We start from the raw sequence: 13,736 nt of genomic DNA, 5'->3' as shown, positions 1-13,736 counted from the left end.
GTGTGTCTATTATTGAATATGAATACTAAGTCCTAAAGTTTTCAGGACATTAAAAAGAACATCGAAGCGGGGATTACCACTTCCACGTTCCAAGCGGACCAAAGCGTTAATCCCTATTCCTGCAAGAGTGGCCAACGTAGACTGATCCAACCCCAACTCCTTACGCCTTTCGCGAATATGTTTTCCTATCTCTATTAAATCCATAATTCACCATATATAGAAACTTTCTCACAAAGATAGAATCTTTTTAGTATAAAAACAAGTAAATTCACCATATACAGTGAATTTGCACATAAATAGCATAGTATTAAAGCATACTATCATGCTTTTCACCATATATGGTGATTTAAAAGAGATACATGCTTATAAAGGAAAGACATTGATTGCTGAAAGAAGTGCCAACATGAAGAATTGTATATTTTACCTATCCTGCTCTTTATATTTCGAGCCCTTCCTTGCACTTCATGAAAAACGCCCTCCATTTAGAGTTACAGATTTCGCAAATAACACAAAATAGGCATTATTAGCAAACAAGTTGCAATAAAAGCAGTTAATCAAAAGCATAAATAGCTATCATATCACAAAGGATATATCAGATTGCTATTTATAAATAGGCAGTAGAAAAAGACAAAGTAGCTCAATATATCCTCTTCAAAAACCCAATTCAGCTTCCTTTAAAAGAAACCGATGGTTTGATTATAGCAAACGGAAGGTTTGTTTAAACCAAACGGAAGGTTTGATTACGGCAAACGGATGGTTTAGTTACACCATATCGTGCATATTTCAAGGAAATAAATACAAGATAAAGAGAGATAATGCATATTCTTGCAATTGTTCATGCAGTTTATTTTCTATTTGGCCCTTTTCTTTCTTTCCTTTTTCTGTGAAGTTCTTAAAAACAGAACAGATTCCCCGTTATATGAAAGTACCTTGTATCCGGAGACAGGCAGAAACTTTCATATAACGGGGAATTCTATTTCATATTCTCAATGAAGAGAATCCATGAAGAGAATCAACGATTCTCGGTATCTTTCATACAACGCACGGAGAATGCATGGGAACGACCGGAGGAATGTGTCCAGGTCTTATCGGAGACTTTATAATACAGAGAAGTAGCTCCCTGATCCTTGTCATTTCCATAACTGCTTGCCGATGAGTTAGACCAATAACAAGCGGCTCCCTTAGCGGTATCCAATCCTGTATTGTTACCACTATTACCGCCGTTAGAACCCCACTTACAACCTGCCAACGGCCAATAAGCGTAATTCGTACCGTCATAGCAATATTTAAATACCGCAGTTGCGCTCTGTTTCACAAATTCTCCTTTCTGCTCTATCTCATCCAATACTCGGGGAGATACAACCCGGTAGCCTTTCGGACAAGGATCATAAATAGATTTATGACCGTCAGAAGGATTGAGATAAGTGCTCGATTCGTTCGGATTACCCCAGAAGTCATCTTTACGATCGGTACGTGCACCGGTCCATGCACCCAGATACCAGTCGGATTTTGTATTATCCACATTATTGGTATAAAGCAACGCACGGGGATTTTCTATAGAGAAGCGGACGTTGGTGGCTTCGGTAGGTATATTAGTACCTACGGTTCCCGACCAGCCGACCGGCGTAGGACGTCCCCATTGGAAGTAAACACCGTTTTGCTTCCAGTTGTCTCCTTCACACGTCATATAAGTACCCAGATTACGATCCAACACTACATATCCCGTATTACCATAAGGATGTTCTGCCGGAGTAGGGGTCATCCAGATAATAAAACTCCAGATGACGGTAGTCTGATCCGCTCCATAGATAGCCACCTGACCGCAACCGCCGTCATAGCCTCCGCTTACTTTATAGGCATTGATCGTAATATTGTAATCACTGCCAATCGGGGAGATGTCCGTAGTAGAGCCATTCACGGCAATCATCTTATGATTAACGTTCAAATCGCAACCCAGAATAGTCTTGGCATACTTGGGTTCTTCCACTTCCATAAAGTTACCACGTGCTTTCACGCTCATCGTATTGCTCACGCCACTGGTCGAAATATTCGTCAACAGACAGTTGGACTCGCCATAAGCCCATCCTCCTGCCAATAAACGTGTCTCTACCGGCTCATACCATTCGCAGGAGTTATCCGAAAGTTTCAAGTTGTTGACAGCAATCGTATTAACAGCATTGGCTTTCAGTTGCTTTCCTTCTTTGAGAATAGGAATTGTAACAGTCTGTCGGTCATTCTCCAGAGTGATGACAATGTACACTTCTTTGCCGCTTAAATCGGCAGGATATGTAGTCAGGTATATATCCTGTGCGGAAGCGAGCAGTTCGGGAGTAGTCAGTGAAACAGTGGCATACGGTTTCACATCCGTACCGTAGGTCAGTTCGTCCGTATCCAAATCAGCTGTAAACACACCGGAAAGAGGAGTTTTTGTCTCCTTGTCATATAAAGAAACACTCTTGAGCTTGTACGTAGAAAGCTCCTGTGACGAGATACTGAACTTCACATACGCCATCGCATGATTCAACGTAAATTTAGCAAGCATATCCGGACCGCTTACCGTAGCCTTGGCAAACGCAAAACCATACTTTCCAATATGATGGCTATCGCCGGGACGGCTTTGTTCCTGCTCAACGGACAGGGTAGAAGTTATCTTGTTATCATTTTCAGCCAGTTCCGTACTTGCCCGGTAAGGATAGTAAATAAGAAGTTCCGTAGCTCCTTCTTCCGCCATCTTCACGTCGTCCGAAGTAAAGACACCGGAGTTTTGTCCGATCGACTCATCACTTAATAAAGACTGCACATTATTGATGTCAGTACCTGCCGTACGGGAGAACACGCCCAAGGCATCCCCTTCGCTCCAGAGCACCGGATAAACATCCCCTGTTTTGTCACCGATAGAAACACGCGTCTGCGGAGACGAGAGCCCAACCAATGTCAGACATGAACCTGCCGTTGCCGGTTCTTTGCCCTTATCGGACGAAATAAGTTCGTCCTGCATGCAACTTGTCATCATGAGAATCATTGCACCTATTGCAAATAATCTATTTTTCATACCATTCATTCTTTTGAGTTACACCATTTTTACCATTCATTCTCTTCCAGATCACCGGCAGAACCGTCGTCACTCCATGCTCCTTCCGTTCCTGATGCTTTCCAGGTCTGGAAAGCAGAACACACGGCACGCCCTTCGGCATTATAGGCGATAATCGCACTGATGTAATTCACTCCCGGACGCAATCCTTCGGTGATTTTACGCGTATAGGGCAGAGATACGGGTTCTCCGTTCTCTTCTACGAATTTCACCAGCTTCACTTCAATGTTATAATCAAAGCCGATGTCCGCCACCGGATAGAATTCAATGACTTTCGCTCCGAACGTAGTTCCTGTTTGCTGCTCGGAAGTAATCAGAGCCGTATTGTCCGCAATCTCCGAAACTGTCAGGTTCATGGTGGGAATGACACGCGGAGCCGAATCATCCTTGTCCGAACAGGAGGCAGTTATCAGCAGTAGAACGAAGATAAATGCCATATTTATATGTAAGTTCTTCATAATCATATTGTATTAGTTTTATTATTGTAGATTCTTATACCGCAGCAATGCTTCTAAAAAGTAATAATCGGCATACGTCAGGGGGACATCCACTTCGCTTTTATCAGGAAGTGCACCCACGCTGTGCTTCAAGATGAAACATTCGTTCGTACCCGGTTCTGCCAGATACTCTTTCGAGGCAAGCGTACGGAGTTGCTTTTCTGCCATGGCAAGATAAGATTCCTTGGCTTCCGTGCCGGGGATATAACGGCTTAGCTCGATAAAGGCGGAGGCCATGATAGCCGCAGCGGAAGCATCCCGATAGGTCTGTGCTTCTACCGGAGCGTCGAAATCCCAGTAAGGAATACCGTCGGCAGGCAAACGGCGGAGCAGCATATCGGCGATATGCCCGGCTTGCAACAGATAATTCTGATATCCCGTCAGGCGGAACATCATCGTATAGCTATACAAGGCCCATGCCTGTCCGCGACTCCAGGAGGAATCGTCCGAGAAGCCCTGCACCGTTTGCTTGCCGCGCACTGCCCCCGTTTCAGGGTCATAATCCACCAGATGATACGTGGAATAATCATCCCGGAAGTGATGCTGGATAGTGGTATTGGCATGCGTACAGGCAATGTTCTGCAAAGAATCGTCGGCGTAGGCTTTCGACATGGACAACAGCAGTTCAAGGTTCATCATATTGTCAATAATCACCGGAAACTTCCAGTCGCAGCCTTTGCGCACAAAGTCCCAGCTACGAATCACACCGACAGCAGGATTGAAGCGGGTTGACAAGGATTTGGCTCCCTGATAGAGCACTTGTTTATAAGCCTCATTACCTGTCAGCCGGAAAGCATTCCCGTAACTGCAATTCAACTGGAAACCAACATCGTGGTCCCTGGTCACGTATTGTATAGAGTCGAGTTTCAGCGTGTTCTTCTCGGCCAGTGTTTTCACTGCGTCCTTCCGGGTATATTCGTAGATATACCAGAGGGAACCGGGATAGAAGCCGCTGCACCACCAATAGATATTCGAGGGAACAAACTCACCGTCGGCAGAGAGCGTGCGGGGAAGTGTCTTTTCTGTCAAGCGGGTGTCCATAGTCGTGTATTGTTGCTCTGCAACGGTAAATACACGGTCAATCAATGCCTCCATCGGCTCCTGCTTCGTGCAGGAGGCCAATGTCAAAAGTCCGAGTATAGATATTAATAGGATTCTCATACGTTCCATTCTTTTTATTTAGGGGACAGGGTTGTGGTAAATGTGGCGGTCTGATTGGCGGTGACCGTTGCTTCAAAGCCGACCATATAGGTGCCCGGATTAGCCTGGTCATAAGAGTTCTCACTGGTGGTACTCCATGTTTTGTAGGTAGGCTTCACGCTTCCGCTGGCTGTGAGATACATCACTTTGCTTCCGTTCGTTAGTACGATGCGGTTACTTTCCACCGTCGGAATGGCAGGCGTCACCATACACCAGCGCACTTTGGCGGATTTATCCGTTCTTGCCTTGATCTCATCCATAACCACTAAATCTTTATCGTTCACGATTTTCACGGTACGGGTAGCGGACGCCGCCTGATCGGACACTACTTCAGTCAGATCGAAAGTGGCTCCCAGCTCCGTAGCGGTATTGATGGTAGTAGTCAGCGTAGCCGCCCCATTTACCCGGTGACGGGCGTCGTTGATTGAAATCGTGCTATGATTCAAGTTATTCAGGCGGAATACATCCCAACGCATCGAGTTCTGTCCCATATCCCAAAGATTACCACCCAAAGCTGACAATTTCGACTCGAGCGTTGTATAACTTTGCAGACCGAAATCCATCGACCAGCGCACTCCATATGCGTCGTACACAAACGAACCGGCATCCATGTGTCCGTGGCTCGAACCTGCCTTTCCACCTTTGATTCCGAGGTATTTATCCGTATCGGTGTACGTCCAGTCGGTATGTACCATCACTACGGGCGTTTCCCCTTTTCCACTCCATAGTTTATTGGAAGGAGCGGAGATTGCGTCCAGATTCAGATTATTGGCAAACGCCATAATCATCGGCAACAGGCGGTTTTCGGCACAGGAAGCGTATTCGCCGTTCTTCAGCATTTTCAGCTCATTATATAATAAGGATGGATTACTGTATTTATCGGCAAACCACCACGAAGCCAATGCCGCAGTAGAAGAGGGAGCACAGTCGGAATAATTAAAGAACTTGCTGTTCAAGCCTGTCATATACAGCATATACTCTGCCGTCTTGGAGAATCCCGGTGTATCGGAAAGCCCGTTATCCGTGCCGAGCGTACTGTTGAGGGCGGCAAGCATCAATACCTGATAGAGCGTGCCGTAACACCAGTAACCGCTGCCCTCCGGATAGTTGCCGTCGGGAGAGTACATCACTTCCAATGCAGGTTTGTTGGATTCCAATGCTTTTTCAATCATGTCCTTTGCTTCGGAAGGATTGTTTTCATAAGAAGCCAGTGCCGCACAGACCAGTCCGCCATTACAAACCTGGTTCCAGTTGTTGGTGGCTTCGTAGAAGTTGAGGTTCCAGTTCTTGTTCTGCGCCTGTTGGAAGGCAAACTTCAACAGTGCGTTGGCCGCTTTCGTACGGGTGGCTGCACTTAGTTCGTTGTAGAGCCAGTCGTAGCCGAACGCAACAGCCGTAGCCATTTCGCCTACATCGAGAAAGTGACGTTTCGAGTTCCAGTCGGGAAAGTTGCAGACAGCGTTCATATCCGTCTCCGCTTTAGTCAGGTATTTGGCATCGCCGGTCATCCGGTAGGCATAAGCGCAGGTGAAAATACGCAGTAACGCATCGCGGGATACATCGAGAATACGTTTGTTGCTGGCATCCAATTTATAAGTCAGTGCCGTGGCATTCATCCCTTTGCTGTTGCACACTCCCATAATGGTATTATGGAGCAAGGTCAGATTGGCACTCGAATTGGCATCCACTTTGGCTTTCAACGCAGTGAAGGCCTCGGCGTTCATCAACAGACGGGGATGATTGTCCGCAGTCAGTTTGGAATAATCCAGTCCGCCCTCCGGCTCCGTGGGAGTCGGTTTCTCATGGGTAGATCCCGGACGGAATCTGTTCTCATCTTCATCGGAACAACTAACGGCTGTTCCTACAAAGAAAGCTATGATGATTGTTTTAAAAAGAATCGTTTTCATGGTTCAATGAATTTATTTGTATTACTACTTCAAAGGAATAAGTCGTACTTTCAGTTGCGAGGCACGATTGGCAGGAATCACCGTCTCAAAGCCCACGCGGATGGTTCCCGGATTGCGGAAATCATATTCATGCGGGGGCACGTTCGACCAGGTTTTCATTTCTACTTCCGTATCGGCATCTACCGTCAATAGCATCCGTTGTCCGTCTTTGGTTAATTCCATCCGGTTCTTGCCTGTAATTTTGGCTTCCGCCGGAGTGACCATGATCCAGGATACGGCAGCTTCCTTGTCCCCCGTCTCCAACCGGTCGGTTACTTCCAGATGGTCTTTCTTATCCAATATCACGGTGCGGACGGCTTTCTTTACGCTGTTGGCAAACACACTCGACAGGTCTACTTCCGCCCCCTTCTGTTTCTTCGACTCGAAAGTACGGGTGATCGGAGCATTACTCTTTACCAAATGGCGTTCGCCGTTAATCGTCAGGGTGTTGTGAGCGATATTGCTTAGTCGGAATACTTCCCAGCGTTGTCCGTTCTGCGACATATTCCACAGGTCTACTCCCTTACTTTCAAGCGTGATGTAACTCTGCATACCCAAGTCCATCGCCCAACGCACCCCGTCTCTCTCGAAGATAAACGAACCGGCATCCATGTGCGCATGAGAGGTAGAAGGCGAACCGCCTTTCACTCCCAGATAGGTATCTTTCTTGCTGTCCCATCCGCCACGGTAGATAAACACAGGCGTATCTCCGCGACTGAACCAGAAGTTTTTCTTCGGCTTGCCGGTATTCTTCAAATCGAGCTGCGAACAGAACACCATCAGGCTAGGCAGTAAACGGTCTTCGGCAAACGGCATATCCGGCCGGTCGAGATACTGACGTTCGATCCACAACAGGGAAAGGTCTTTCGCTTTGCCTGCAAACCAAAACATCATCATGTTGCACTCCGCCTCTACCGGAGAATCCGAGAAACAGAAACAGTCTCCACCCGGAGCCGTCATATACTGCATGAAACGGGCAGACTCCATGAAGCCGGGGGCTTGGGAGAGCCCATTGTCTGTGCCGAAAGCACTTTCGAGCGCAGCAATGAGCATTACCTGAAAACTTGTCCCGTACCCCCAATATCCGAACCCTTCAGGATAACCTCCGTCGGGGCCATAACCTACCATCGCTTTCGGATTTGTCTCCATGCATTTCTCTATGATGCCTTTCGATACTTCCGGAATCTCTTCAAAAAGAGCCAGCGCGCCATACGCCAATCCACTATTACATACGGAATTCCAGTTGTTCTTAGCTGTATAGAACCAGGCATGACGGGTGTTCTTTGCCGCGTCGAAGCCTTTCGCGATGATTGCTTCGCGCACTACCCGGCGGGTGTCGGGCTGCAAAGAATCGTACAGCCAGTCATAACCGATAGCCAATGCCATTACCATCTCACCCACATCCAGGAAATGAGTGGGGTTCCAGTCGGTGAAACGACTGACGGCCAGCATCTCCTGTTCCGCACGGTGAGCATATTTCTTATCTCCCGTCATACGGTAAGCGTATGAGAGGTAATAGATACGCTTCAATGCGATGCGCGAAATCGCCAGCAGGCGTTTGCCCTCCTTGATACGTTCCACAGGTGGTTCCGTAAGTGTCCGGTCGCAAAGTTCCATGATCCGCTGGTGAACAGTGGCCAACGGGGGATACTCCGCAATGGCTTTCCTGATGGCTTCTTCTCCTCCCGCCGGCAATAACAACCGGGGATGAGGCGCTATCTTGCCATAATCAAACTGTTGCGCAACTACACCCGTGCAACCGGATACAAAAATGAGTAATAGTAAAAGTATTTTCTTCATCCTTATTCAAATCTTTATGATTAATACGCCCAACCGCTTCGTTTAGTCAGGTTCGGGTTCTTTTGCGTTTCAGAGATAGGAGCAGTCCACGGCCACATGTAATCGGTGTAATACCAGTTATACTCTACCATATCACCCCACCAGGACTTGCCGCCATTCACGTCTTTCCCCTGGAATTTGGTTTCTTTGTAGGTTCCCCAACGTACTTCATCGAAGAAATTGATTCCTTCCAGACAGAATTCCACGCGACGTTCATAACGTATCCTTTCGAGCATGTCTTCCTTTCCGTTCACTGCGCACGGGCCGCTTCCGCCCTCTGTCAGTGCAGGCATGTGGGCACGGGTACGCACTTTATTCACCAGGCGGATGGCTTCTCCCAACTGATCGGTCTGCGCCAATGCTTCGGCATACTGCAACAGTACATCGGTATAGCGAATCAACGGCCAGTCGGTATGGCAACGGCTCCGGCTAATCAAACGGCCTTTCTCAAACTCATTGTACTTGCGATAGCAGTAGAAAGCAGAAGTACGTTTATCGAGCCAGAAGTCTCCACCATTCGTGCCCTGTTCCTTCAACGGCCAACGGAGTTGTTTACCGATTTGGTTGGCATCTCCTGCATAATTAGGTTTGTAGCAGTCCACTGGCACATAAGGAGTGACGACGGTCTGTTGCAGACGCGGGTCACGACTGTCATACGCCTTTTTGATGCGGGCTTCATTACCGCTGTTCAGGTAATATTTCTGATAGATATCTTCGCCTACCCGTTTGATAAGCGCATTCTTTTGTGAGGACATGGATTCCAGTCCGTCACGGCAGAAGAAGATTTCACGCTGTTTTGGAGTCAGCAAGTCCCAGTCTTGCAGGCCGTCTACTTCCGACCATTTGAAGTCCGATCCGTCTGCGTTCTTATAGTAATCTACAAAGTCTGCGGAAGGTTTTATTTCCGTCCAGCCATCATACGTATCGCGGGCGCCAGTCATTTGCTGAATGTTATCACAATAACCGGTTTCTTCGCTGAACTGGAGCGAGAAGATCATTTCTTTATCCTTTTCGTTTTCATATTTGAAGAAATCGGCATATTCGCCTGTCCACAAACCATAACCACACGTTTCCACTTCTTTGAAATCGTTGCCCGCTTCCTTGTATTGCTTCTTCCACATATATACCATACCACGCAGGGCATAAGCGGCACCTTTAGAAGGACGGCCGTAGTTTTCATTCAGCGTGTTATTGGGGAAGTCGGGATTGTTGATGCAATACGTCAAATCATCCAGAATGACTTGCCATACCTCATCTACCGAAGATTGACCACGGGTACAGTCTTCGTTATTGATGGGTTCCAGATAAACGGGGACGCCCTGATAAAGCATATTCAGACGATTGTACGCCCAGGCACGAAGGAAGCGGGCTTCGCATTGGTAACGCGCCAGTTTATCAGCGCTCATATCCGCTTTATGCAGATTGGCAATCGCATCGTTACACGCATGGATGATGGTGTAACAGAACTTCCATTCATACCACACCTGAAAGTCATTGGCAGGCTTGGTAGCCAGCGAAAGCAGTTCCACCGGATAGTTGTTGGAATAATAATCGGTTGCAAAGCTCATAGCTTCGATTCCCTGACGGTTCAGTCCGTCGGCACGGCGAAGCTGGGTAGAGGAGAGTTGGGTGGCATAGAACGGGAAGTAGAGTCCTGCCATTCCCTTGTCGGCAAGCTCTTCCGTGGTCCACATGTTTTCACTTGCAATCTGGTCTTCCGGAGCCACATCGAGAATATCCATGCAGGAGGTAGCCGCCAGCGCCATCGTTAAAATCATTAATATCTTTTTCATATCAGATTCTGTTTTTTTAGTTCTACATCATTAAAAGGTAATCTGTCCGCCAAAAGAGATCTGACGCATCAACGGATAACCGATAGCAGTTCCTATTTCCGGATCGAGTCCCGGATAACTGGTGATCGTCAGGATATTGTCCATCGACACGAAAGCACGGAGCTTATTAACAAAGAACTTGCTGGAAATCCGTTGCGGCAACGTATAGCCGATCTGGATATTCTTCAACTTGAAGTAGTCGCCCTTATATTCGTTCCAGTTGCTCTGGATTCTGTTATTATAGGTAGTACCGTATGTCAGGCGGGGATATTTGCCCCACTGATTGGTACGCGGATCGTCCGGGTTGGAAGGATCGAAGAAGTAATGGTTATCGGCAATATGCTCGATAATGCCATATCCGTGGCTGACCAGTGTCGAGTTGTAGTAATCCGTATTCCAGTTGAGGTAATGCCCGAAAGCTCCCGACCATAACATGGAGAAATCAATGTTCTTGTAAGAGAAGGCACAGTTGAAGCCCAGGTTGAATTTGGGGACACTGGTGTGTCCGGAGAAATCCCGGTCGTTGGTATCGCCGTAGTTCATATCACCGTTGCTGTCGGCATAGAGTATGTCACCATACCAAAGCTGGTCTTTGGCAACCGTCTTCATTCCTCCGAACGAATAACCGGAGTCAATCATGGCCTGCACCCATACCATATCTTCTTTCGTACGTATCATTCCGTCCTTCGGTCCCGCATGGATATCCACCGCACCTCCGGTATAGCCTTCGCCGGAACCTCTGTACACCTTATACATATAGGTTTCTCCCAGTTGGCGGCCTTCGCAGATGTAGCCTCCGAAACCAGATTCAGACACATCACTGAAGTTGTTGACATAGCTCACTTTGTTTCCCTGTGCATCATACGTCCAGTATTTCTGGAGTTCGCCTTTGAACTTCATCACTTTGTTGGCGTTGAAAGAGAAGTTCATACCCACTCGGTATTCGAAATCTTTTCCGATACGGTCGTTCCAGTTGAGGGTAAATTCAACACCACGGTTGCGCACTTCACCCAAATTCTCGGGAGCAGAGCCTACAACACCCATCGAAAGATAGAGTTCGGGATGGTAGAGAATGTCCGAAGTATACTTATTATAATAGTCTATCTCACCCGTCAGGCGGTGGTTGAAGAAGCCGAAATCAAGTCCGATGTCGGTGGTGGCGGTACTTTCCCAATGCAGCTTGTCGTTGCTTAGTTTCTTGCGTACCAATCCTTTGGTTCCTTCACCGTCGATTACAACATTGCCTGTGGCGTAGTTTGCCTGCCAGTCGTAGTTGCCCGTTGAGTTGTTACCTGTCTTTCCCCAGGAAACACGGAGTTTCAGGTTAGAGAGATAGTCCGATGCTCCCTGCATGAACGATTCTTCCGAAATACGCCATCCACCGGAGAACGAGGGGAAATATCCCCAACGCTGGTTCACACCGAAACGGGAGGAGGCATCGGCACGAAGGTTGGCTTCGAAGAGATAACGCCCTTTATATCCGTAGTTGACACGGCCGAAATAAGAGAGCAATCCCCATTTGGCGGGTGCCGAGCTGGAAGAGCTGACGAGCGTCTCGTAAGTGCTTAATTCGTTCAGCGTCCAGTCCGTAGCGCCTTTACGGGAAACGGCAAAGCTCTTGCTGTAATATTCCTGTGCGGAATATCCGAGCAGTGCGCCCAGGTCGTGGTCTTTCTTGATGGTTGTATTGTAGCGTACCAGTATTTCGGCACTCTGACGCCAGGTGCGTGCGCTCGTATTGGTGATGGAAGCGTTCTCCAACGCGCTTTCGCTGACACGCTGGTCGGTGACGTAGTCCCAATAACCATTTTGGCGGCTATAAGAAGACTTGTCGGTGAATGTCGGCGAATAGTTGAATGTACCTTCAATGTTGAGCCCTTTATAGGGAGTGATAATTCCGTAGACTGATGCGTTGAGACGCCAGACGGTATTGAAACCGGTAGCTCCTGCCATCTGACCGAAGATATTATTGGCATTGGAAGATTCTTCGCTGGCCAGCGCGGCACGTCCCCAGTAGTTCGGTTCGCCGGGGTATACACCCGGAGTGGTCTGATAGAGATACTTGAATCCGTTGCTGATATTAGCCATCCCGTAATCTTGCTTTTGTCCGTAGAGACGGGTGCCGACGGTCATCCATTTCACTATCTTGGCTTCCAGGTTGGTACGGAAATTGATTTTCTGCGTACTTGAGTCGAGGTTCCAGCGGTTCATGACTCCCTGATTGTCGAGATAGCCTAAGGAAAGCATGTATTTCACTTTCTCCGAACTGCCGGAGACAGACAGGTTGTGCTCTTGCGAATATCCGGTGTCGAATACTTCGTCGAACCAATCGGTGTTGGGATAAGCCACGTAATTGGGTACTCCGTACTCGTTCAACCCGTTCGGATCGGCAGAAGCAGCCCTCCAGCGGTCGATGCTTTCCTGTGAGAAGATACCTTTGGTATTCACATTGTCGCAAGCCTCGTTCACCAGTCCCATATAACGGGCATAGTCGCTTACGAAAGAGAGGTTATTGTAGGGCATCTGCACGACTCCCGAATAAGAATAGGAGATTTGCGGTTTGCCTTTCCCGTTTTTGGTGGTGATAAGGATGACTCCGTTGGCGGCGCGCGTACCATAAATAGCTGTGGAGGCAGCGTCTTTCAGTACGGAGATGCTTTCGATGTCGTTGGGGTTCACATTGTCCATGCTCCATTCGATACCGTCCACCAGGACCAATGGGGAGTTGGTATTGAACGTACCGTTACCGCGGACGCGGATGGTGGCACCGTCCGAGCCGGGTTGTCCCGAAGCTTGTGTGACGTTCATACCGGCGGCGAGTCCCGAAAGGGCGGAAGAAACACTCATGATGGGTCGTCCTTCCGTCTGGTCGGCAAAGTTGATGGAAGTCACGGAGCCGGTCAGATTCACTTTCTTCTGTACACCGTAGCCCACTACCACTACTTCATCCAATACTTTCGTTTCCACTTTCATCTGTACATCGAGTTTCGTACGCCCGTTCAGGGGAAGCGTGGTGGTCTGATAACCAATGTAACTGAAAGAAACGGAAGGTTTGGCAGAAGTTGTTTTTAAGGTGTAGTGTCCGTTCAGGTCTGTCAGGACACCGTTTGTTGTACCTACTTCGACGACGGAAACACCCGGCAGGGTTTCTCCATTCTCATCGATCACTACTCCATTTACCGTGGCAGATGTTTGTGCCCACACCACATCTGTCAGTAAAAAGAGCGAAGCCAATAAAAATAATAGATAATGCTTCTTTTTCATTTTATTAGATTTAATGAAACAATTAGGTTGTTAAATACTCACCCTGCAAAGAAATGGGATATTTAGC

The 13,736-nt window shown here is 47.8% G+C and carries 8 protein-coding genes; all 8 read right to left on the bottom strand.

What is annotated here, in order from left to right; all coding sequences use genetic code 11:
• Positions 1-9: 9 nt before the first annotated feature.
• Complete coding sequence (locus HMPREF9009_RS03495) at positions 10-204, bottom strand: helix-turn-helix domain-containing protein (protein ID WP_004316118.1); 195 nt, start codon at positions 202-204, stop codon at positions 10-12.
• Between the two features lie 808 nt (positions 205-1,012).
• Entirely contained in the window at positions 1,013-3,052 is a 2,040-nt protein-coding gene (locus tag HMPREF9009_RS03490; RefSeq protein ID WP_049702235.1) for a fimbrillin family protein, read from the bottom strand.
• A 29-nt stretch (positions 3,053-3,081) separates the two neighbouring features.
• A complete protein-coding gene (locus tag HMPREF9009_RS03485) occupies positions 3,082-3,555 on the bottom strand; it encodes a hypothetical protein (protein WP_049701446.1) in 474 nt (157 codons plus the stop codon).
• 15 nt (positions 3,556-3,570) lie between these two features.
• Positions 3,571-4,749 (bottom strand): glycoside hydrolase family 88 protein, encoded by a 1,179-nt coding sequence (locus HMPREF9009_RS03480; protein ID WP_049702234.1) that lies wholly within the window; start codon positions 4,747-4,749, stop codon positions 3,571-3,573.
• 14 nt (positions 4,750-4,763) lie between these two features.
• Positions 4,764-6,695, bottom strand: a complete 1,932-nt coding sequence (locus HMPREF9009_RS03475) for a heparinase II/III domain-containing protein (RefSeq protein ID WP_049701445.1) — start codon at positions 6,693-6,695, stop codon at positions 4,764-4,766.
• Between the two features lie 24 nt (positions 6,696-6,719).
• Positions 6,720-8,534, bottom strand: a complete 1,815-nt coding sequence (locus HMPREF9009_RS03470) for a heparinase II/III domain-containing protein (protein ID WP_049701444.1) — start codon at positions 8,532-8,534, stop codon at positions 6,720-6,722.
• A 20-nt stretch (positions 8,535-8,554) separates the two neighbouring features.
• Positions 8,555-10,366, bottom strand: coding sequence for a RagB/SusD family nutrient uptake outer membrane protein (locus tag HMPREF9009_RS03465; protein ID WP_049701443.1), 1,812 nt, complete (start codon positions 10,364-10,366; stop codon positions 8,555-8,557).
• 30 nt (positions 10,367-10,396) lie between these two features.
• Positions 10,397-13,669 carry a SusC/RagA family TonB-linked outer membrane protein gene (locus HMPREF9009_RS03460; protein WP_049701442.1) on the bottom strand — a complete coding sequence of 1,091 codons (3,273 nt, stop codon included), beginning with the start codon at positions 13,667-13,669 and terminating at the stop codon, positions 10,397-10,399.
• Between the last annotated feature and the right edge of the window lie 67 nt (positions 13,670-13,736).

This window comes from Bacteroides sp. 3_1_13 (assembly GCF_001185845.1).
GTDB lineage: Bacteria > Bacteroidota > Bacteroidia > Bacteroidales > Bacteroidaceae > Bacteroides > Bacteroides xylanisolvens.
Note: the sequence above shows the minus strand (reverse complement) of the source record. Positions and strands in the feature narration are given on the sequence as shown.

Coding starts and splice junctions, on each gene's coding strand:
- HMPREF9009_RS03495 (WP_004316118.1), bottom strand. CDS start 204: ATGGATTTAATAGAGATAGGAAAACATATTCGCGAAAGGCGTAAGGAG.
- HMPREF9009_RS03490 (WP_049702235.1), bottom strand. CDS start 3,052: ATGAAAAATAGATTATTTGCAATAGGTGCAATGATTCTCATGATGACA.
- HMPREF9009_RS03485 (WP_049701446.1), bottom strand. CDS start 3,555: ATGATTATGAAGAACTTACATATAAATATGGCATTTATCTTCGTTCTA.
- HMPREF9009_RS03480 (WP_049702234.1), bottom strand. CDS start 4,749: ATGAGAATCCTATTAATATCTATACTCGGACTTTTGACATTGGCCTCC.
- HMPREF9009_RS03475 (WP_049701445.1), bottom strand. CDS start 6,695: ATGAAAACGATTCTTTTTAAAACAATCATCATAGCTTTCTTTGTAGGA.
- HMPREF9009_RS03470 (WP_049701444.1), bottom strand. CDS start 8,534: ATGAAGAAAATACTTTTACTATTACTCATTTTTGTATCCGGTTGCACG.
- HMPREF9009_RS03465 (WP_049701443.1), bottom strand. CDS start 10,366: ATGAAAAAGATATTAATGATTTTAACGATGGCGCTGGCGGCTACCTCC.
- HMPREF9009_RS03460 (WP_049701442.1), bottom strand. CDS start 13,669: ATGAAAAAGAAGCATTATCTATTATTTTTATTGGCTTCGCTCTTTTTA.